Source organism: Citrobacter sp. Ce119 (genome assembly GCF_030334525.1).
In the GTDB taxonomy this organism is placed as follows: domain Bacteria; phylum Pseudomonadota; class Gammaproteobacteria; order Enterobacterales; family Enterobacteriaceae; genus Citrobacter; species Citrobacter europaeus.
Genome location: NZ_JAOWDR010000045.1, coordinates 79,663 through 101,975, shown reverse-complemented (window position 1 = coordinate 101,975; position 22,313 = coordinate 79,663). Strand labels below are relative to the sequence as shown.

Annotated in this window: 16 protein-coding genes; 12 read left to right on the top strand and 4 right to left on the bottom strand. The window is 54.8% G+C overall.

Annotation, left to right across the window (positions count from 1 at the left end; translation table 11 throughout):
• From gntR to gntU, 3 genes are all read left to right on the top strand, one after another.
• Positions 1-996 carry a gluconate operon transcriptional repressor GntR gene (gntR, locus tag OGV80_RS07050; RefSeq protein ID WP_016157654.1) on the top strand — a complete coding sequence of 332 codons (996 nt, stop codon included), beginning with the start codon at positions 1-3 and terminating at the stop codon, positions 994-996.
• 141 nt (positions 997-1,137) lie between these two features.
• Complete coding sequence (gene gntK, locus OGV80_RS07045; RefSeq protein ID WP_003023475.1) at positions 1,138-1,668, top strand: gluconokinase; 531 nt, start codon at positions 1,138-1,140, stop codon at positions 1,666-1,668.
• Positions 1,668-3,008, top strand: a complete 1,341-nt coding sequence (gene gntU / locus OGV80_RS07040; RefSeq protein ID WP_047408130.1) for a gluconate transporter — start codon at positions 1,668-1,670, stop codon at positions 3,006-3,008. The genes gntK and gntU overlap by 1 nt, the downstream gene beginning before the upstream one ends.
• 94 nt (positions 3,009-3,102) lie before the next feature.
• Here the strand turns inward: gntU and OGV80_RS07035 are convergent, their stop codons facing one another.
• Both OGV80_RS07035 and yhgN read right to left on the bottom strand, forming a co-directional pair.
• Complete coding sequence (locus OGV80_RS07035; protein ID WP_286514276.1) at positions 3,103-3,549, bottom strand: hypothetical protein; 447 nt, start codon at positions 3,547-3,549, stop codon at positions 3,103-3,105.
• Positions 3,550-4,005: 456 nt separating this feature from the next.
• Complete coding sequence (gene yhgN, locus OGV80_RS07030) at positions 4,006-4,599, bottom strand: NAAT family transporter YhgN (protein WP_003023480.1); 594 nt, start codon at positions 4,597-4,599, stop codon at positions 4,006-4,008.
• Positions 4,600-4,789: 190 nt separating this feature from the next.
• Here yhgN and asd point away from each other — a divergent pair, with 190 nt between their 5' ends.
• From asd to glgP, 6 genes are all read left to right on the top strand, one after another.
• Entirely contained in the window at positions 4,790-5,896 is a 1,107-nt protein-coding gene (asd, locus tag OGV80_RS07025; RefSeq protein WP_043018595.1) for an aspartate-semialdehyde dehydrogenase, read from the top strand.
• A gap of 273 nt (positions 5,897-6,169) precedes the next feature.
• On the top strand, positions 6,170-8,353 hold the full coding sequence (gene glgB, locus OGV80_RS07020; protein WP_087051941.1) for a 1,4-alpha-glucan branching enzyme: 2,184 nt from the start codon (positions 6,170-6,172) through the stop codon (positions 8,351-8,353).
• Positions 8,353-10,329, top strand: a complete 1,977-nt coding sequence (gene glgX / locus OGV80_RS07015) for a glycogen debranching protein GlgX (RefSeq protein WP_286514272.1) — start codon at positions 8,353-8,355, stop codon at positions 10,327-10,329. The genes glgB and glgX overlap by 1 nt, the downstream gene beginning before the upstream one ends.
• A gap of 13 nt (positions 10,330-10,342) precedes the next feature.
• A complete protein-coding gene (gene glgC, locus OGV80_RS07010) occupies positions 10,343-11,638 on the top strand; it encodes a glucose-1-phosphate adenylyltransferase (protein WP_286514270.1) in 1,296 nt (431 codons plus the stop codon).
• The gene (gene glgA / locus OGV80_RS07005) at positions 11,638-13,071 is read left to right on the top strand and encodes a glycogen synthase GlgA (protein WP_047408145.1); all 1,434 of its coding nucleotides are present in this window, start codon (positions 11,638-11,640) and stop codon (positions 13,069-13,071) included. The genes glgC and glgA overlap by 1 nt, the downstream gene beginning before the upstream one ends.
• A 19-nt stretch (positions 13,072-13,090) precedes the next feature.
• Positions 13,091-15,538, top strand: coding sequence for a glycogen phosphorylase (gene glgP / locus OGV80_RS07000; RefSeq protein ID WP_043018590.1), 2,448 nt, complete (start codon positions 13,091-13,093; stop codon positions 15,536-15,538).
• A 142-nt stretch (positions 15,539-15,680) separates the two neighbouring features.
• On the opposite strand, the gene glpD is transcribed toward glgP, so the two are convergent.
• Positions 15,681-17,189, bottom strand: a complete 1,509-nt coding sequence (gene glpD / locus OGV80_RS06995) for a glycerol-3-phosphate dehydrogenase (protein WP_047408149.1) — start codon at positions 17,187-17,189, stop codon at positions 15,681-15,683.
• A gap of 198 nt (positions 17,190-17,387) precedes the next feature.
• Here glpD and glpE point away from each other — a divergent pair, with 198 nt between their 5' ends.
• The 3 genes from glpE (at position 17,388) to OGV80_RS06980 (ending at position 19,489) form a co-directional block, all read left to right on the top strand.
• Positions 17,388-17,714: a thiosulfate sulfurtransferase GlpE gene (gene glpE / locus OGV80_RS06990; RefSeq protein WP_003827629.1), complete on the top strand. Its 327-nt coding sequence runs from the start codon at positions 17,388-17,390 to the stop codon at positions 17,712-17,714.
• Between the two features lie 170 nt (positions 17,715-17,884).
• Positions 17,885-18,715, top strand: coding sequence for a rhomboid family intramembrane serine protease GlpG (glpG, locus tag OGV80_RS06985; RefSeq protein WP_043018837.1), 831 nt, complete (start codon positions 17,885-17,887; stop codon positions 18,713-18,715).
• A 15-nt stretch (positions 18,716-18,730) separates the two neighbouring features.
• Positions 18,731-19,489 (top strand): DeoR/GlpR family transcriptional regulator, encoded by a 759-nt coding sequence (locus OGV80_RS06980; RefSeq protein WP_003023499.1) that lies wholly within the window; start codon positions 18,731-18,733, stop codon positions 19,487-19,489.
• Between the two features lie 37 nt (positions 19,490-19,526).
• On the opposite strand, the gene malT is transcribed toward OGV80_RS06980, so the two are convergent.
• The gene (gene malT / locus OGV80_RS06975; RefSeq protein ID WP_043018588.1) at positions 19,527-22,232 is read right to left on the bottom strand and encodes an HTH-type transcriptional regulator MalT; all 2,706 of its coding nucleotides are present in this window, start codon (positions 22,230-22,232) and stop codon (positions 19,527-19,529) included.
• Between the last annotated feature and the right edge of the window lie 81 nt (positions 22,233-22,313).

Here is a 22,313-nt window from a genome sequence, read left to right as displayed (position 1 = left end):
ATGAAAAAGAAAAGACCCGTACTTCAGGATGTAGCCGACCGCGTGGGCGTGACCAAAATGACGGTCAGTCGCTTTTTGCGTAACCCGGAGCAGGTCTCCGTGGCGCTGCGGGGCAAAATTGCCGCTGCACTTGATGAGCTGGGTTATATTCCCAATCGCGCTCCTGATATCCTTTCTAACGCCACCAGCCGCGCGATCGGCGTGCTTTTACCCTCTCTTACTAACCAGGTTTTTGCTGAAGTGCTACGCGGCATTGAGGCCGTCACCGACGCCCATGGTTATCAAACTATGCTCGCGCACTACGGCTATAAGCCTGAGATGGAACAAGAGCGCCTGGAGTCGATGCTGTCGTGGAATATTGATGGCCTAATCCTCACCGAACGTAGCCATACGCCCCGTACGCTGAAAATGATTGAGGTTGCGGGTATCCCGGTGGTTGAACTGATGGACAGCCAGTCACCGTGTCTGGATATTGCCGTCGGCTTCGACAACTTCGAGGCCGCGCGCCAGATGACCGCCGCTATTATCGCCCGTGGGCACCGTCATGTTGCCTATCTTGGCGCACGTCTTGATGAACGTACTATCATCAAACAGAGAGGCTACGAGCAGGCAATGCGCGATGCTGACCTGGTGCCGTATAGCGTGATGGTGGAGCAGTCTTCTTCCTACTCATCCGGTATTGAACTCATTCGTCAGGCGCGACGTGAATACCCGCAGCTTGATGGCGTCTTCTGTACCAACGATGACCTGGCGGTAGGGGCGGCTTTCGAATGTCAGCGTTTAGGGCTGAAAATCCCTGATGATATGGCGATTGCCGGATTCCACGGTCACGACATCGGACAGGTGATGGAGCCGCGTCTGGCGAGCGTGCTCACGCCGCGTGAGCGAATGGGCAGCATTGGCGCAGAGCGCCTGCTGGCGCGCATTCGTGGTGAAGCAGTCACACCTAAAATGTTAGATTTAGGTTTCACCTTGTCACCGGGCGGATCTATTTAAGCCAACAACTTTGAAGTAGCTCACACTTATACACTTCGAGCACGAATGGATATTGCTTCTCTATTTATCCGGCTGGACAATGTTACCGATAACAGTTACCCGTAACAATTTCCTGATTCTTGTACCAGTGGGGGCAACGCTTTGAGCACGACTAATCATGATCACCACGTTTACGTTCTGATGGGCGTATCGGGCAGCGGTAAATCTGCTGTCGCCAGCGAAGTGGCGCATCAACTGCAGGCCGCGTTTCTTGATGGCGATTTTCTCCATCCGCGCAGCAACATCATGAAAATGGCTTCCGGTGAGCCACTTAACGATGACGACCGTAAACCGTGGTTACAGGCGCTGAATGACGCCGCCTTCGCGATGCAGCGGACCAATAAAGTTTCGCTGATCGTCTGTTCCGCCCTGAAAAAAGTCTACCGCGACCAGCTGCGCGACGGTAATCCAAACCTCTCTTTCATCTATCTGAAAGGGGATTTTGACGTTATCGAAAGCCGCCTGAAGGCGCGTAAAGGCCACTTCTTCAAAACGCAGATGCTGGTGACCCAGTTTGAAGCGCTGGAAGAACCGGGTGCCAATGAAAACGATGTACTGGTGGTCGATATCGATCAACCACTGGACGGTGTGGTCGCCAGCACCATTGAGGTTATTAACCAGGGCAGTAAGTAGTGAGTACATTAACGCTTGTTTTAACAGCAGTAGGGTCCGTTTTATTACTGCTGTTTTTAGTGATGAAGGCGCGTATGCACGCTTTCGTTGCTTTGATGGTGGTATCCATTGGTGCAGGTCTCTTTTCCGGTATGCCGCTCGATAAAATCGCTGCGACCATGGAAAAAGGGATGGGAGGCACGCTCGGTTTTCTGGCGATTGTTGTGGCGCTGGGGGCGATGTTCGGCAAGATTTTGCATGAGACGGGCGCGGTCGATCAGATTGCCGTCAAAATGCTGAAATCTTTCGGTCACAGCCGCGCGCATTACGCGATTGGCCTGGCCGGTCTGATTTGCGCGCTGCCGCTGTTCTTTGAGGTGGCAATTGTGCTGCTGATTAGCGTGGCGTTCTCAATGGCGCGCCACACCGGTACTAACCTTGTAAAGCTGGTCATTCCGCTGTTTGCGGGCGTGGCGGCTGCCGCAGCGTTCCTGCTGCCGGGGCCTGCGCCAATGCTGCTGGCCTCTCAGATGCACGCCGACTTTGGCTGGATGATCCTGATTGGTCTGTGCGCCGCGATTCCGGGCATGATTATCGCCGGGCCGCTGTGGGGTAACTTCATCAGCCGTTATGTTGAGCTGCACGTACCGGAAGACATTACCGAGCCGCATCTGGGTGAAGGCAAAATGCCATCCTTTGGCTTCAGTTTATCGCTTATCCTGCTGCCGCTGGTGCTGGTTGGCCTGAAAACTATCGCCGCACGCTTTGTGCCGGTCGGTTCTTCAACCTACGAATGGTTCGAGTTTATCGGTCACCCGTTTACCGCGATTCTGGTGGCGTGTCTGGTGGCGATTTACGGTCTGGCGATTCGCCAGGGCATGCCAAAAGACCGCGTGATGGAGATCTGCGGGCATGCGCTGCAGCCGGCGGGAATTATTCTGCTGGTGATTGGTGCGGGCGGTGTGTTCAAACAGGTACTGGTGGATTCCGGCGTGGGTCCGGCACTGGGTGAAGCATTAACCGGCATGGGCCTGCCGATTGCCATCACCTGCTTCGTGCTGGCGGCGGCGGTGCGTATCATTCAGGGTTCCGCGACCGTGGCCTGCTTAACGGCGGTCGGTCTGGTGATGCCGGTGATTGAGCAACTGAACTACTCCGGGGCCCAGATGGCAGCGCTGTCTATCTGTATCGCGGGTGGCTCTATCGTCGTCAGTCACGTTAACGACGCGGGCTTCTGGTTGTTCGGTAAATTTACCGGCGCGACCGAAGCGCAAACCCTGAAGACCTGGACGATGATGGAAACCATCCTCGGCACGGTCGGTGCGATTGTCGGTATGATTGCCTTCCAGCTGTTGAGCTGATGGTATTGCCCGGTGGCGCTTGCGCTTACCGGGCCTGGAATTGAGCACATATCCACACCGTAGGCCGGGTAAGCGCAAGCGCTACCCGGCTTTTTTACAGCACCATCACACCATCCTCGGTTTTCAACCAACGCGGCGCTTTTAGCGTATCGGCGAAATAGCCCACTAAATCCTGCAGTAAATCACCCGCCACGCGTTCCATCTCGTCAGACAGCGTTTTACTCATCAGTAAATGCGTCAAAAGCTGGCAGTAACGCCCCATCTGATCTGGTTCGGGTTCAAAGAGGGGAGAGCAGGTCGGTAAGGTTTCTACCGTCAGGCTGGCCTGTAGATGCTGCGGTACAGGCTCCGTTAAGGTTGGTTGCAGTAGTGCCAGACAGGCCGACAGGCGCGCACAAATCGCCAGTTTTTCAACAGGGTCATGACATTCAACAAGCCCTTCGACAAAACGCTCACAGTTATCCGCCAGCTCGGTGAAGTCCGTGGCATGGCTAAAGGGCAGGGTAAATAAAGAGTGTGAAAAGAGAGGGGTCGTTGCCATAGGGCAGCCTCCAATGAGTCAAATTTTACCGCCACCTTAAGGGACCAACCTTTTGGTGGCGGGCTGAACGGAGTTGGTCCTACCGGCCTCATTGGATACCGGCGCGTCTTACGACGCCACCGTCCAGCCCACCATAGAGGTGTAACTGGTCGCACGACAAAAGTGATTTTATCGCGAATGAGGTAATCAGGGGACCAATCCCGGCACCTGATTTTGCAGGTGCAGCGAGAAGATAATGCTAATCCGCGATGCTGACAAGGGGGCATTCCGGAAGGCGCTTCGCAGAAATGAAAATACGCTTTTTCAGAGACTTAAATGATTGAGGTGTTTCTCATAAACACATTCACGGCGCTGATTGCCCGGTGGCGCTAGCGCTTACCGGGCCTACAAACGAGCAACATATCAACACCGTAGGCCGGGTAAGGCGAAGCCGCCACCCGGCGTAAAGTGAGTGCGTTACCCCTTCATCCACATCCGCACGCCGTCGAGGAACATCTGGGTTGCCATCATCACCAGAATCAATCCCATCAGGCGCTCCAGCGCGTTAACCCCTTTCTCGCCCAGCAGGCGTAAAAACAGCGAAGACTGCAGCAAAATCACGAACGTCCCGCCCCAGGCGATCAGCAGCGCAATCACCAGATGCCCCATCTGATTTGGGTACTGATGTGACAACAGCATTAATGACGCCAGGATTGTCGGACCGGCGACCAGCGGAATCGCCAGCGGCACGATAAACGGCTCTTCGCCTGCCGGAAGTCCGGTGCTATTCCCGGTGGCGCTGGGGAAAATCATCTTGATGGCGATCAGGAATAAAATAATGCCCCCGGAGATCGACACGGTCTCCGCGCGCAGGTTCAGAAATGCCAGAATTTTCTCGCCCGCAAACAGGAATATCAGCATCACCAACAGCGCAATGAACAGCTCGCGAATCATAATCGCGCGACGGCGTTTTGGTTCGGTATGTTTCAATACGGACATGAAAATGGGCAGATTTCCGAGCGGATCCATAATCAGGATCAATAAAACTGCCGCTGAAATGATTTCATTCATAACTCAAATTCCCTGATAATTACCGCGGACTTTCTGCTTGCTTGCGCAGCGGGATAAGTCGCATTACTGATGGCTTCGCTATCATTGATTAATTTCACTTGCGACTTTGGCTGCTTTTTGTATGGTGAAGGATAGGCCAGTAGGATACTGGTTAGCATACACAGCACACATCTCTGCAGGAAAAAACGCTATGAAAAATGTTGGTTTTATCGGCTGGCGCGGTATGGTCGGCTCTGTACTCATGCAACGCATGGTTGAGGAGCGTGACTTCGACGCCATTCGCCCTGTTTTCTTTTCTACTTCCCAGCTCGGGCAGGCGGCACCGACATTCGGTGGAACCGCGACCGGCACGCTTCAGGACGCTTTTGATCTGGACGCGCTGAAGGCGCTCGATATCATCGTGACCTGTCAGGGCGGCGATTATACCAACGAAATCTATCCAAAGCTTCGTGAAAGCGGTTGGCAGGGTTACTGGATTGACGCGGCCTCTTCGCTGCGTATGAAAGACGATGCCATCATCATTCTCGATCCGGTTAACCAGGATGTCATTACTGACGGCCTGAATAAAGGAATTAAGACCTTTGTCGGCGGAAACTGTACCGTTAGCCTGATGCTGATGTCCCTTGGTGGCCTGTTTGCCAATGACCTGGTTGACTGGGTTTCCGTGGCGACCTATCAGGCGGCTTCCGGCGGCGGCGCGCGTCATATGCGCGAACTGTTGTCCCAGATGGGTCATCTGTATGGCCATGTGGCCGATGAACTGGCGACCCCTTCCTCTGCTATTCTCGATATCGAACGCAAAGTGACGGCCCTGTCCCGCAGCGGTGAACTGCCGGTTGATAACTTTGGCGTACCGCTGGCCGGTAGCCTGATTCCGTGGATCGACAAACAGCTTGATAACGGTCAGAGCCGTGAAGAGTGGAAGGGACAGGCCGAAACCAACAAAATTCTTGATACGTCTTCTGTGATCCCGGTCGATGGTCTGTGCGTGCGCGTCGGCGCGCTGCGCTGCCACAGCCAGGCGTTCACCATTAAACTGAAAAAAGATGTGTCTATTCCGACCGTGGAAGAACTGCTGGCGGCGCACAATCCGTGGGCCAAAGTCGTGCCAAACGATCGGGATATCACTATGCGTGAGTTAACCCCGGCGGCCGTTACCGGCACGCTGACCACGCCAGTAGGCCGTCTGCGTAAGCTGAATATGGGACCGGAGTTCCTGTCAGCCTTTACCGTAGGCGACCAGTTGCTGTGGGGGGCTGCGGAGCCATTGCGCCGTATGCTGCGCCAATTGGCGTAATAGTTTGTTAACGATCAAGGGGTGAGGAATCACCCCTTTTTTTGCGTAATACAGGAGTAAGCGCAGATGTTTCATTTTTTACCAGGAGTAAGATAAAGCATTGGCTATTCTTTAAGGGTGACTTAGTACCGGAGGTATTAAGTTGTTGCCTGAAGGTGGGACGACGCAGAGAGGATGCACAATTGTGCTGCGCCGTTCAGGTCAAAAAAAGTGTCACTACCTGATGTCGAAAATCAGTTGGAAGGGGTGACACCATAAAACAGGATGACAACCATGTCCGTTCGTATCGATAGAGACGTGATTAATGCGCTAATTGCAGGCCATTTTGCGGATCCTTTTTCCGTACTCGGTATGCACCAAACTGATGCTGGACTTGAAGTCCGCGCCCTATTACCTGACGCCACCGAAGTGTGGGTGATCGAACCCAAAACCGGACGTAAAGTCGGCAAGCTGGATTGCCTCGACTCTCGCGGTTTTTTCTGTGCTGTACTTCCCCGCCGTAAAAATTTCTTTCGCTATCAGTTGGCCGTTGTCTGGCATGGACAACAGAATCTGATTGATGACCCTTATCGTTTTGGCCCGCTGATCCAGGATATGGATGCCTGGCTGTTATCTGAAGGTACGCACCTGCGACCTTACGAAACGCTGGGCGCGCATGCGGATACCATGGATGGCGTAACAGGTACGCGCTTCTCCGTCTGGGCGCCTAACGCTCAACGTGTGTCAGTGGTTGGGCAGTTCAACTACTGGGATGGCCGTCGCCACCCGATGCGCCTGCGCAAAGAAAGCGGTATCTGGGAGCTGTTTATCCCCGGTGCGCAACAGGGGCAGCTGTATAAATACGAGATGATCGATGCGAACGGTAAGCTGCGAATCAAAGCGGATCCTTACGCCTTCGAAGCGCAAATGCGCCCGGAAACCGCGTCGCTTATCTGCGGCCTGCCGGAAAAAGTGGTGCAAAGCGAGGAGCGCAAAAAAGCCAACCAGTTTGATGCGCCGATCTCTATCTATGAAGTGCACCTGGGTTCATGGCGTCGTCATACCGATAACAACTTCTGGCTGAGCTACCGTGAGCTGGCGGATCAACTGGTGCCTTACGCCAAGTGGATGGGCTTTACTCATCTCGAACTGTTGCCGATTAACGAGCATCCGTTCGACGGTAGCTGGGGCTACCAGCCTACCGGCATGTATGCGCCGACCCGTCGCTTTGGGACGCGTGATGATTTCCGCTATTTTGTGAATGCCGCGCATCAGGCCGGACTGAACGTCATTCTCGACTGGGTGCCGGGCCATTTCCCGTCGGACGACTTTGGTCTGGCAGAGTTTGATGGCACCAACCTGTATGAGCACAGCGACCCGCGAGAAGGGTATCACCAGGACTGGAACACGCTGATCTACAACTACGGTCGCCGTGAAGTCAGCAACTACCTGGTGGGCAACGCCCTGTACTGGATTGAACGCTTTGGTATCGATGCGCTACGCGTGGATGCCGTGGCGTCGATGATTTATCGCGACTACAGTCGTAAAGAAGGGGAATGGGTCCCGAACGAATTTGGCGGTCGTGAAAACCTCGAAGCTATTGAGTTTTTACGCAATACCAACCGAATTCTTGGCGAGCAGGTGCCAGGTGCGGTGAGCATGGCGGAAGAGTCCACCGACTTTGCCGGCGTCTCAAGGCCGCAGGACATGGGCGGTTTAGGGTTCTGGTATAAGTGGAACCTCGGCTGGATGCACGACACGCTGGACTACATGAAGCTGGATCCGATTCATCGTCAGTACCATCACGACAAGCTGACCTTCGGCATGCTGTACAACTACACCGAAAACTTCGTCCTGCCGCTGTCGCACGATGAAGTGGTACACGGTAAAAAATCCATTCTCGACCGCATGCCGGGAGACGCATGGCAGAAGTTCGCCAACCTGCGCGCCTATTACGGCTGGATGTGGGCCTTCCCGGGCAAGAAACTGCTGTTTATGGGCAATGAGTTCGCTCAGGGGCGTGAGTGGAACCATGACGCCAGCCTCGACTGGCATCTGCTGGAGGGCGGTGATAACTGGCACCACGGCGTACAGCGTCTGGTACGCGATCTGAACCTTACCTATCGCCACCACAAAGCGCTGCACGAGCTCGACTTTGATGCCTATGGCTTTGAATGGCTGGTGGTGGATGACAAAGAACGTTCGGTGCTGGCTTTCGTTCGTCGTGACAAAGTTGGTAATGAAATCATCGTTATCAGCAACTTTACGCCAGTGCCTCGCCACGGCTATCGCTTCGGTATCAACCAGCCGGGCAAATGGCGCGAGATCCTCAATACCGACTCGACGCATTACCACGGCAGTAATACCGGCAACGGCGGCGCGGTGCACAGCGATGAAATCGCCAGTCATGGTCGTCAGAACTCACTGAGCCTCACGTTGCCGCCGCTGGCAACGGTCTGGCTGGTTCGGGAGGGGTAATGACGCAACTGGCAACCGGCAACGCCACCCCCCATGGTGCAACGTATGACGGCCATGGCGTCAATTTCACACTCTTCTCGGCCCACGCTGAACGCGTTGAATTATGCGTATTCGATGAGCAAGGCTGCGAACTCCGCTATGACCTGCCGGGGCGTAGCGGCGATGTCTGGCACGGCTATCTGGCCAACGCCCGTCCAGGTCTGCGCTATGGTTATCGTGTACATGGTCCATGGCAGCCGCAGCAGGGCCACCGGTTTAATCCGGCGAAGCTGCTGCTTGACCCTTGCGCGCGTCGGGTGGATGGCGAGTTAAAAGATAACCCGCTGCTGCACGGCGGGTTAAATGAACCGGATAATCATGATAACGCCGCCATTGCGCTGAAGGGCGTTGTGGTGTCCGACCGTTATGACTGGGAGGATGACGCCCCGCCGCGCACGCCGTGGGGCAATACCGTGATTTACGAAGCGCATGTTAAAGGGCTGACGTATTTGCATCCTGACCTGCCGGAAGAGATTCGCGGAACCTACAAGGCGCTGGGCCACCCGGTGATGATCGACTATTTCAAGCGCCTCGGCATTACCGCCCTGGAGCTGCTTCCGGTGGCGCATTTTGCCAGCGAACCGCGGCTTCAGCGGCTGGGCCTGTCGAACTACTGGGGCTACAACCCGGTGGCGATGTTCGCGTTGCATCCGGCTTATGCCTGCTCACCGGAGAGTGCGCTTGATGAGTTTCGCGATGCGGTAAAAGCGCTGCACAAAGCGGGAATCGAGGTCATTCTCGACATCGTTTTGAACCACAGCGCCGAGCTGGATCTCGAAGGGCCTGTCTTCTCGCTGCGCGGAATTGATAACCGTAGCTATTATTGGATCAGGGACGATGGTGATTACTACAACTGGACCGGTTGTGGGAACACCCTCAACCTGAGCCATCCAGGCGTTGTGGAATACGCATGCGAATGCCTGCGCTACTGGGTTGAAACCTGTCATGTGGATGGTTTTCGTTTTGATTTGGCTTCCGTCATGGGGCGTACACCTACGTTTCGTCAGGATGCGCCGCTGTTTACCGCGATCCAAAACTGTCCGCTGCTCTCACGCGTTAAGCTGATTGCGGAACCGTGGGATATTGGTGAAGGCGGGTATCAGGTGGGGAATTTCCCCCCGCCGTTTGCCGAGTGGAATGATCATTTCCGTGATGCGACGCGACGCTTCTGGCTCCAGCGTAACCTCTCGTTGGGCGAGTTTGCCGGCCGTTTTGCCGCATCCAGCGACGTGTTTAAACGCCAGGGCCGCAAACCCAGCGCTACGGTCAATCTGGTGACCGCGCACGACGGTTTTACGCTACGCGACTGTGTTTGCTTCACAAATAAGCACAATGAAGCGAATGGTGAGGAAAATCGCGACGGCACTAGCAATAACTACAGCGACAATCATGGTAAAGAAGGATTAGGCGGCACGCTGGACCTGATTGAGCGGCGGCGCGACAGCATTCATGCGCTGTTAACCACGCTGTTGCTCTCACAGGGGACGCCGATGTTGTTGGCGGGCGATGAGCATGGTCATAGCCAGCACGGCAACAATAACGCTTACTGCCAGGATAACGCCTTAACCTGGCTGGACTGGCAGCAGGCAAACAGTGGGCTAACCACATTTACCGCCGCGCTGATTCATCTGCGCCGACAAATACTTGCATTAACAGGTGATTGCTGGTGGGAAGAGGGCGACGGCAATGTGCGTTGGCTGAATAAGTACGCACAACCCTTAAGTGCGGATGAGTGGCAAAACGGCCCGAGGCAGATGCAAATTCTGCTTTCAGACCGTTTCCTGATTGCAATAAACGCCACGCTTGAGGTGACAGATATCGTTTTACCTGAAGGGGAATGGCACGCCATTCCCCCATTTGCCGGAGAGGATAATCCGGTGCTTACGGCTGTCTGGCAGGGACCTGCGCACGGACTGTGTGTGTTCCAGAGAAGATAAAAAGGAGTTAGTCATGGTGAGTTTAGAGAAGAACGATCGTGTAATGTTGGCGCGCCAGCTGCCATTAAAATCTGTTGCCCTGATCCTGGCCGGTGGCCGCGGCACCCGCCTGAAAGATTTAACCAACAAACGTGCCAAACCCGCCGTGCACTTTGGTGGAAAGTTCCGCATTATCGATTTTGCTTTATCCAACTGTATTAACTCCGGGATCCGTCGCATTGGCGTGATCACCCAGTACCAGTCCCACACGCTTGTGCAGCACATTCAGCGCGGCTGGTCATTCTTTAGCGAAGAGATGAATGAGTTTGTCGATTTGCTGCCTGCCCAGCAGAGAATGCAGGGTGAAAACTGGTATCGCGGCACGGCGGATGCGGTGACCCAAAACCTGGACATCATTCGACGCTATAAAGCGGAATATGTGGTGATCCTCGCGGGCGATCATATTTACAAGCAGGACTACTCACGCATGTTGATCGACCACGTCGAGAAAGGCGCGCGTTGCACCGTGGCCTGTATGCCAGTGCCTATTGAAGAGGCCAGCGCGTTTGGCGTGATGGACGTGGACGACACCGATAAAATTATCGAGTTCGTTGAAAAACCTGCCAACCCGCCAGCTATGCCAGGCGATCCGACCAAATCCCTTGCCAGTATGGGGATCTACATTTTTAACGCCGACTACCTGTATGAATTGCTGGCGGAAGATGACCTCGATGAAAACTCCAGTCACGATTTCGGCAAAGACATTATCCCGAAAATCACTGAAGCTGGCATGGCGTATGCACATCCATTCCCGCTGTCCTGCGTGCAGTCTGACCCGGAATCCGAGCCGTACTGGCGCGATGTGGGAACGCTGGAAGCCTACTGGAAAGCGAACCTCGATCTGGCTTCGGTGACCCCTGAACTGGATATGTACGACCAGAACTGGCCAATCCGTACGCATATGGAGTCTCTGCCACCGGCGAAATTTGTGCAGGACCGTTCCGGTAGCCACGGTATGACGCTGAACTCGCTGGTTTCCGGCGGCTGTATTATTTCTGGTTCGGTGGTGGTGCAGTCCGTTTTGTTCCCGCGAGTGCGGGTGAATTCATTCTGTAACATTGATTCGGCAGTGTTGTTACCTGAAGTGTGGGTGGGACGTTCGTGCCGCTTACGTCGTTGCATTATCGACCGTGCCTGCGTTATTCCTGAAGGCATGATAATTGGTGAAAACGCGGAAGAAGATGCACGTCGTTTCTACCGTTCAGAGGAAGGTATTGTGCTGGTCACGCGTGAAATGCTGCGCAAACTGCAGATCAAACAGGAGCGATAATGCAGGTTTTACACGTTTGTTCAGAGATGTTCCCCCTGTTAAAAACCGGGGGACTGGCGGATGTTATTGGGGCGTTACCCGCAGCGCAAATAGCGGACGGCGTGGATGCCCGCGTGTTGCTCCCGGCGTTTCCTGATATTCGTCGCGGCATTCCCGATGCGCAGGTCGTGACGCGTCGGGATACCTTCGCCGGACGTATCACGCTGCTTTTCGGGCATTTCAACGGCGTGGGTATTTACCTGATTGACGCGCCGCATCTCTATGACCGTCCCGGTAGCCCGTATCACGACACTAACCTGTTTGCCTATACGGATAACGTACTGCGTTTTGCGCTGCTGGGTTGGGTCGGCTGTGAAATGGCCTGCGGCTTTGACCCATTCTGGCGCCCGGATGTGGTGCATGCGCACGACTGGCATGCCGGACTGGCCCCGGCGTATCTGGCAGCGCGCGGCCATCCGGCGAAATCGGTGTTTACCGTACACAACCTGGCGTATCAAGGCATGTTTTATGCAAAGCATATGGATGACATCCAATTGCCATGGTCGTTCTTTAATGTGCACGGACTGGAGTTTAACGGACAGATTTCGTTCCTGAAGGCCGGATTGTACTACGCCGACCACATTACGGCAGTCAGCCCGACCTACGCGCGGGAAATTACCGAGCCGCAATTCGCCTACGGCATGGAAGGTCTGTTGCAGCAACGTCATCGTGAAGGACGTCTTTCCGGCGTGCTGAACGGCGTTGATGAAAAAATCTGGAGCCCGGAAACCGATCTGCTGTTGGCATCGCGATATACGCGCGACACGCTGGAGGAGAAGGCGGAGAACAAACGTCAGCTACAGATAGCGATGGGACTTAAGGTTAACGATAAAGTGCCGCTGTTTGCAGTCGTCAGCCGCCTGACCAGTCAGAAAGGGCTGGATCTGGTGCTGGAAGCGCTGCCGGGGTTATTAGAGCAGGGTGGGCAGCTGGCATTGCTTGGCGCGGGCGATCCGGTTTTACAGGAAGGTTTCCTCGCCGCGGCGGCGGAACATCCAGGGCAAGTGGGCGTGCAGATTGGTTACCACGAAGCCTTCTCGCACCGCATTATGGGGGGGGCCGATGTCATATTGGTTCCCAGCCGTTTCGAGCCGTGTGGCTTAACGCAGTTGTATGGACTGAAGTACGGTACGCTGCCGCTGGTGCGGCGCACCGGTGGGCTGGCTGATACGGTCTCTGACAGTTCGCTGGAAAACCTGGCGGACGGTATCGCCAGTGGGTTTGTATTTGAAGATAGTAATGCCTGGTCGCTGCTACGTGCGATCCGGCGTGCTTTCGTATTGTGGTCCCGGCCTTCGCTGTGGCGGTTTGTACAACGTCAGGCCATGACCATGGATTTTAGCTGGCAAGTCGCGGCGAAGTCATACCGTGAGCTTTACTATCGCTTGAAATAGATATCCAGGAATCACCTATATGAATGCTCCATTTACTTATGCATCGCCCACACTCAGCGTAGAGGCACTTAAGCATTCTATCGCCTATAAGCTGATGTTTACGATTGGTAAGGACCCGGTCATTGCCAATAAACATGAGTGGCTGAACGCCACGTTGTTCGCGGTGCGCGATCGTCTCGTGGAGCGCTGGCTGCGTTCTAACCGTGCGCAATTATCTCAGGAAACTCGCCAGGTCTATTACCTGTCCATGGAGTTTTTGATTGGCCGCACGCTTTCCAATGCACTGTTATCGTTGGGTATTTATGACGATGTCAAAAATGCGCTGGAAGGTATGGGGTTGGATCTTGAAGATCTGATCGACGAAGAAAACGACCCGGGTCTTGGCAACGGCGGTCTCGGGCGCCTGGCGGCCTGTTTCCTCGACTCACTGGCAACGCTGGGCCTGCCGGGACGCGGCTACGGTATTCGTTATGACTACGGCATGTTCAAGCAGAACATTGTTGATGGCCGACAGAAAGAGTCGCCGGACTACTGGCTGGAATACGGTAACCCGTGGGAATTCAAACGCCACAATACGCGCTACAAAGTGCGCTTTGGCGGGCGTATTCAGCAGGAAGGCAAGAAAACGCGCTGGATAGAAACCGAAGAGATCCTCGCGGTTGCTTACGACCAGATTATCCCTGGTTACGACACTGACGCCACCAACACGCTGCGCCTGTGGAATGCCCAGGCCAGTAGCGAGATCAATCTCGGTAAATTTAACCAGGGCGACTACTTTGCGGCGGTGGAAGATAAAAACCACTCCGAGAACGTCTCCCGCGTACTGTACCCGGACGACTCCACCTATTCGGGACGCGAACTGCGTTTGCGCCAGGAGTATTTCCTGGTCTCCTCCACGGTGCAGGACATCCTGAGCCGTCATTACCAGCTGCACAAAACCTACGACAACCTGGCGGATAAAATCGCCATTCACCTCAACGACACCCATCCGGTGCTGTCGATCCCTGAGCTGATGCGCCTGCTGATCGATGAGCACAAGTTCAGTTGGGACGATGCGTTTGAGGTCTGTTGCCAGGTCTTCTCGTACACCAACCACACCTTGATGAGCGAAGCGCTGGAGACCTGGCCCGTCGATATGCTGGGCAAAATTCTGCCGCGCCATCTGCAAATTATTTTCGAGATCAACGACTACTTCCTTAAGACCTTGCAGGAACAGTACCCGAACGATACCAGCCTGCTGGGGCGGACGTCGATTATCGATGAATCTAACGGTCGCCGCGTACGTATGGCATGGCTGGCGGTGGTAGTGAGCCACAAGGTTAACGGTGTTTCCGAGCTGCACTCCAACCTGATGGTGCAGTCGCTGTTTGCTGATTTTGCGAAGATTTTCCCGACTCGTTTTTGCAACGTCACCAACGGCGTGACGCCGCGCCGCTGGCTGGCGCTGGCTAACCCGTCGCTCTCTGAAGTGCTGGATGAGAATATTGGCCGCACCTGGCGAACCGATCTCAGCCAGCTCAGCGAGCTTGAGCAGCATTGCGATTATCCGCTGGTAAATCAGGCGGTGCGCCGTGCGAAGCTCGAGAATAAAAAGCGTCTGGCCACGCTCATTGCCCAGCAGCTTAACGTGGTGGTGAACCCGAAATCGCTGTTTGATGTGCAGATCAAGCGTATTCACGAATACAAACGCCAGTTGATGAACGTGCTGCATGTAATCACCCGCTACAACCGCATTAAGGCCGATCCTGACGCCGAGTGGGTGCCGCGTGTGAATATCTTCGCCGGTAAAGCGGCTTCGGCCTATTATATGGCGAAGCACATCATTCACCTGATCAACGACGTCGCGAAGGTGATCAACAACGATCCGCAAATTGGCGACAAGCTGAAAGTGGTGTTTATCCCCAACTACAGCGTCAGCCTGGCGCAGGTGATTATTCCTGCTGCCGACCTGTCTGAGCAGATTTCTCTGGCCGGGACCGAAGCCTCTGGTACCAGTAATATGAAATTTGCCCTCAACGGCGCGCTGACCATCGGGACGCTGGACGGCGCCAACGTAGAGATGCTGGAGCACGTGGGCGCAGAGAATATCTTTATCTTTGGTAATACGGCGGAAGAGGTCGAGGCTTTACGCAGCCAGGGTTACAAGCCGCGTGAGTATTACGAGAAAGATGAAGAGCTACACCAGGTGCTGACGCAGATCGGCAGCGGTGTATTCAGCCCTGAGGAGCCGGGACGCTATCGTGACCTGGTGGACTCGCTGATCAACTTTGGCGACCACTATCAGGTTCTGGCGGATTATCGCAGCTACGTTGACTGCCAGGATAAGGTTGATGAACTGTATCGTCACCCGGAAGAGTGGACCACCAAGTCGATGATTAATATCGCCAACATGGGCTACTTCTCGTCGGACAGGACGATTAAAGAGTACGCCGAAAACATCTGGCATATTGATTCGGTGCGGTTGTAACAAGGGATAGGGTTAACTGTAGGCCGGATAAGGCGCTAGCCGCCATCCGGCAAAAAGCCCGGTGGCGCTGACGCTTACCGGGCCTACAGGGCGCTCGTTGCCGGGGGCGCTTCGCTTGCCCGGCCTACGTTCGTGTACTTGCTTACGACGCCAGCGACAGCTGGTGCTTCTCAATATACTCCGTCAGCCACTGGGTCATGCGCGACTGCTGCTCAGCGTTCAGCCACATACCCTCTTTCGTGCGACGCCACAGCGCATCTTCCGCGCGACGAACCCATTCGTGATCGACCAGATATTTCAGCTCGGCCTCATAGAACTCATGGCCGAAGTCTTCACCTAACTCGGCAAGCGAGGTGGCTTCGCCGATAATCCATTCGGTGTTGCTGCCGTAGGTGCGGGAATAATGGCGTGCCAGCGACTCGGTCAGGAACGGGTAGCGACGGCGCAGTTTGGCCGCGTAATCTTCGCGATCGCCGCCAATGTCACCACCTGGCAGAATGCACTCTTTCGTCCACGCCGGACCAATGCCCTGATAGTACGACGCCAGTTTTTCCATCGCGTGTTCAGCCAGCTTACGGTAGGTCGTCAGCTTACCGCCAAAGACCGACAGCAGCGGCGCTTTGCCATTTTCGTCGTGGATATCCAGCGTGTAATCACGGGTGATAGCCTGCGGCGAGTCGGACTCGTCATCGCACAGCGGACGCACGCCCGAGTAGGTCCAGACGATATCGTCACGGCCAAGCTGTTTCTTAAAGTGCGCGTTGTAGACCTTCAGCAGGTAATTGATTTCGCTCTCATCAATTTTCACCGCTTTCGGGTCGCCTTTGTATTCAACGTCGGTCGTCCCGATGATCGAGAATTCGTCCATCCATGGGATAACAAACACAATGCGTTTATCTTCGTTTTGCAGAATATAAGCCTGCTTCTGGGTATGTACGCGCGGAACCACAATGTGGCTGCCTTTAATCAGGCGAATGCCGTACGGCGATGGCAGATGCATGCCGTCGTCGAAGAACTCTTTCACCCACGGGCCGGTGGCGTTGACCAGCCCACGTGCCTGCCAGGTGTGCTTTTTGCCAGTATCAATATCTTCAGCTTCAACAATCCACAAACCGTTTTCACGGCGAGCAGAGGTGGCACGCGTGCGGGTTAATACTTCCCCGCCTTTGCGTACGACCATTTGGGCGTTTGCCAAAACCAGTCGCGCATCGTCTACCCAGCAGTCAGAATATTCGAAACCGCGCACAATCTCAGGTTTCAGTACGGAGTCTGCGCCAAAACGCAAACCGGTAGAACTCGGCAAACTGGTGCGTTTGCCCAGATGATCGTACATAAACAGACCAATGCGGATCATCCAGGCCGGGCGCAGGTGCGGGCGATGGGGTAGACGAAAGCGCATAGGAAAGGCGATATGCGGTGCCATTTTCAACAGCACTTCACGTTCGGCCAGCGCTTCGCTCACCAGGCGAAATTCGTAATGCTCCAGGTAGCGCAGGCCACCGTGAATGAGTTTGGAGCTAGCGGAGGAGGTTGCGCAGGCTAAATCCTGCGCTTCCAGCATCAGCACGGATAAACCGCGTCCAGCGGCATCTGCCGCGATACCGGCACCGTTGATGCCTCCACCTATCACAATCAGATCTTTGGTTTCCATGCTAGCCTCTCGCACTTTCGTTATAGCTCATTAATGTTCGTTATCGAGCATAATAGCAAAGATTCGCGCCATTGGTAACATCGGATAAACAATTTACAGTGATACATATAACATTATGGCGTTTAACTGCCGTCGGGACGTACACTAAGAAGTAACATGTCCGAAAAGCGTCACCTGCCATATAAAGAAGAGAGAGCAATGGATCAGTTTGAATGTATTAATGTCGAAGAAGCGCATCAGAAGCTGCATCAGGGGAGCGCGGTGTTGGTGGATATCCGCGATCCGCAAAGCTATGCGATGGGTCATGCCCCGCAGGCGTTTCATCTGACGAACGACACGCTGGGGTCGTTTATGCGCGAGCATGATTTCGACACCGCCGTATTGGTGATGTGTTATCACGGCAACAGCAGTAAAGGTGCGGCGCAATATCTTCTTCAACAAGGCTATGACGCGGTTTACAGCGTTGATGGCGGCTTCGACGCCTGGCATCGACATTTTCCGGCAGAAGTGGCATACGGTTCGTAAGGCTATACCCAAATTAATTCGAGTTGCATCGCGACGGCGACGCAGCGAATCTCCGGGAGCGTACGAACAGTACGTGACCGGAGTGAGCGAGGAAAGCCAACAAAGATGCAGCTCGAAGTAAGAAGGGTATATATACTGTCCTCTTTTGTGTGGATGAAGCGACAGCAACCATGTTGATGATTACCTCTTTTGCTAACCCCCGCGTGGCGCAGGCATTTGTTGATTATATGGCGACACAGGGCGTTATCCTGACGATTCAACAACATCAGCAAACGGATGTCTGGCTGGCGGATGAGTCCCAGGCCGAGCGCGTGCGTGCTGAACTGGCGCGATTTCTGGAGAATCCGGGCGACCCGCGTTACCTCGCGGCAAGCTGGCAGTCAGGCCAGACCGATAGCGGTCTGCGCTACCAACGTTATCCGTTCCTGGCCACATTGCGCGAACGCGCAGGCCCGGTAACGTGGGCGGTGATGGCCGCATGTGTGGTGGTGTTTATCGCCATGAACGTGCTGGGCGACCAGGCGGTGATGCTCTGGCTGGCATGGCCGTTTGACCCTACGCTGAAATTTGAATTCTGGCGTTATTTTACCCACGCTTTTATGCACTTCTCGCTGATGCATATTCTGTTCAACCTGCTGTGGTGGTGGTATCTCGGCGGTGCGGTTGAAAAGCGTTTGGGCAGCGGAAAACTGATAGTCATTACCGTGATCAGCGCCCTGCTGAGCGGTTATGTTCAGCAGAAATTTAGCGGTCCGTGGTTTGGTGGACTGTCTGGCGTGGTATATGCGCTGATGGGCTATGTGTGGTTGCGCGGCGAGCGCGATCCGCAGAGCGGTATTTTCCTGCAGCGTGGTTTGATTATTTTTGCTTTGATCTGGATTGTTGCCGGCTGGTTTGATCTGTTTGGCATGTCGATGGCGAATGGCGCACATATCGCCGGGCTGGCCGTGGGTCTGGCAATGGCGTTTGCCGATACTATTCATGTGCGAAAACGAACGTAATTTCAGGGAACCATAATGAAGCAAACACAACGACATGACGCGATCATTGAACTGGTAAAAAAACAGGGATACGTCAGTACTGAGGAGCTGGTGGAGCATTTCTCCGTTAGCCCGCAGACGATTCGCCGCGATCTTAACGATCTGGCCGATCAGAACATGATTTTGCGCCATCACGGCGGCGCGGCGCTGCCATCCAGCTCGGTCAACACCCCGTGGCATGACCGTAAAGCGACGCAGACGGCGGAAAAAGAGCGCATTGCACGCAAAGTTGCCACGCAGATCCCGAATGGCTCTACGCTGTTTATTGATATCGGCACTACGCCGGAAGCGGTGGCTCACGCGCTGCTCAATCACAGCAATTTACGTATCGTGACCAACAACCTCAATGTGGCGAATACGCTGATGGCGAAAGAGGATTTCCGCATAATCCTCGCCGGTGGCGAACTGCGTAGCCGCGACGGCGGTATTATGGGCGAAGCGACCCTCGACTTCATTTCTCAGTTCCGACTGGACTTCGGCATCTTAGGGATCAGCGGCATCGACAGCGATGGTTCTCTGCTGGAGTTTGATTATCACGAAGTTCGCACCAAACGCGCGATTATTGAGAATTCACGGCATGTGATGCTGGTGGTGGATCACTCGAAATTTGGGCGTAACGCGATGGTGAATATGGGCAGTATCAGCATGGTGGATGCGGTGTATACCGACACGCTGCCGCCCGCTGGCGTGATGCAGGTTATCGCGGACCATCATATTCAGTTAGAGCTGTGCTGAGATAATTGCCTGATAAGCGTAGCGCATCAGGCATTAACTAAACCCCATATCCCATCATCTTCAGCAGCTTCTGCGCATGTTGCACCGCATCCTGACGATGTGCGACGCCAAGTTTTTGGTACAAATTGCGGATGTGCGTCTTGATGGTCGTTGCCGCGACGGCCAGCTCTCCGGCGATCTGCTCGTTGCTGTAGCCCGAATAAATCAGTCCCAGAACCTGCCATTCGCGCTGGGTCAGCGGACTGGTGCGGATAAGCTCCGGCACTTCCGGATGAGTAAGCAGACGCTCAACGAATCCTTCATCGAAGTGGGCGAATTTATGGCGGTGGTGCTGGTTAATCTCGCGCAAAATGCGCTGGGCGCGGTGTTGATCGAGCTCCGGTAAGGTATTGAGCTGAATCAGCTGGCGCAGTTGTTGCGCCATGGCCTCGCCTTCAATAACAAAGTGACTGATAAACCCGGTGCGGTTCGCCAGCTGCAGCGCATCGAGTAATACGCGCTGGGCGTCATTTTTGCGCCCTGCCTGCCAGTACAACTGATTAAGCAGCAGCAGGTTACGGTTCAGATCGCTCATCAGACGCAGATTGCGCGCATTTTCATTCAACTCTTCCAGCACAATTTCAGCCGGTTCAAACTCGCCGAGCAGGATCTGCGCGCGGGCGATGTTGCGCCACTGGCTTTGCAGGAAGTGGTTATTGGCGAATTCCGGTTTCGGCGTGTGGCGCAGCCAGTTGGCGGCCGAGTTTTTGTCGCCTACCATTTGCCAGTAAATCACCCGCACCTTATCGGCGTTTGAGATCCAGTCGCTGTGATAGTGGCCGTTGCCCAGCAGGTTTTCCAGACGGTTAAGCAGGCTACGCGCATTGTCCAGATCGCCCCGCGCCAGCGAACACTGAATCAGCAATGCCAGGCACTGTAGCTGTTGCTGCGGCTGGAAAGTGGAAAGCAGTTCAATACCCGAGCGGGCAGACGCTTCGGACTCGTCCAGACGCGCCCATGCCCACAGTAGCTGCGCGCGAATGCGTACCAGGAACTCGTGCATCGGCAGTTGTTCCAGATGCTGCTCTTTGATCAGTTGAAACGCTTTTTCCTGAGTCTCCCAGGCGGCCTGTAAAAAGCCCTGGGCAAACAAAATCTCGCTTTGCTGGATAAGGCTCCACAGCGCGTAATGCCAGACGTCATGATGGCGGGCCATTTGCTCGGTTTGCTGCATCAACGCCAGAGAGCGCGTGAGATCGCCCTTACAGTGCAGGACTTCGCCGTGCACCGAGGTGGCGACGATACGGCTATAGAACCAGGCGATGGGTAACTCATCCAGCGCCAGTTTCGCCAGACGCTCGGCTTCGTCAGGGTTTCCGTCGTTAATCGCTACCTGCGCCCGCAGGGCGTTGAATTCGGCGTGCAGCGTTGGTTCCATGTCGCCTTTTATTTCCTGCTCAGCGCGCGCCAGCAGAGTGTTAACCTCTCCGTAGCGGTGCTGGCTTTGCATCAGCCAGGCCTGGAGCAGAACCAGACGCGGGTTTTCCAGCAGGCTTTCCCACGGCAGAGCTTTCAGCGACTCTTCCAGCAGCGTCAGCTCGCTGTGGTTAAACAGTCCCCACGCATGATTAAGCAGGATGTCGCGGAGCATATGGGCGTCGCCTGCCGCCAGCGCGTGGTGGATAGCTTCGCTGGGGAAACCTTGCGCCATCCAGCTTTCCGCGGCAGCGCGGTGTATTTCGGGCAGTTCGCTCGCCAGCTCCCACTGACAGCGCTGGCGTAAAAAGCTGCCAAACAGCGGGTGATAACTGAACCACTCGCCAACGTCATCCATACGCTGCAGGAATAAGCCTTGGCGCTCAATCTCCTCCAGCCGCATCTGGCCGTTTTCTTCCCCGGTAACGCGGACGATCAGCGCATCGTTCATGGAGCGCAGAATGGCGCTTTTCAGCAGGAAGTGACGGGTGCCGAGGTCGACGCTGTCCAGCACTTCATCAACCAGGTAATCAGATAAATGGCTGGCGTTGATCCCGGCGAGGCGACGTGCCGACTGGTGAGCAGAGTTATTGTTCTGGCGGGCGGAAAGGGCAATCAGTTGTAACGCTGTGGCCCAGCCAGCAACGTCATCACACATCCGGCTGCTTTCAGCCGCTTCAATGGGGGAGGACAAACGTCGGTCGAAAAATTGTTTGGCTTCCTGATGGTTAAAGGCTAACTGTTGGCTGCCTATCTCCAGTAGTTGATCGCGTACCCGCAGGTTAGCAATGCCCAACTGCGGCAGGTTGCGCGACAGCACGACCAGCGTAAGGTTCTCAGGCTGGTGACGCAGGAAAAACCGCATCGCTTCGTGAATAGCCGGATTAGAGATCAGATGATAATCATCCACCACCAGGTAGAGCGGGCGGTGCCACTCGGCCAGTTCGATAAATAGCTGGGCAAACAGTGACGTCAGGCTGGCGTATTGGCGCTTTTGCACCATCGCTTCGCTGGTGGTGCAATGTCCACCGGTTGCCTGCTGGATGGCGGCGATCAGATAGCTCGCAAAACGTTCTTGCTGATTATCGCCTTCATCCAGAGAGTACCAGCCTAAGTCGTTCTTCCCCGCCGCCCATTGTGAAACCAGCGTCGTTTTTCCATACCCAGCAGGACTTGTTATCAGGGCGAGCCTGAAATTGTTCGCGCCGGAAAGTTTAGCCAACAGGCGCTCACGAACCACCGTATGGTCGAGTCGAACCGGACGACTTAATTTAGACGGAATCAACATAAGTTAGTCACTTCACTGTGTGAAAATGGGGAAGAGTGATTTTTTTTGCGCTTCGTAATTAATGGATATAAGGTCGGCCAG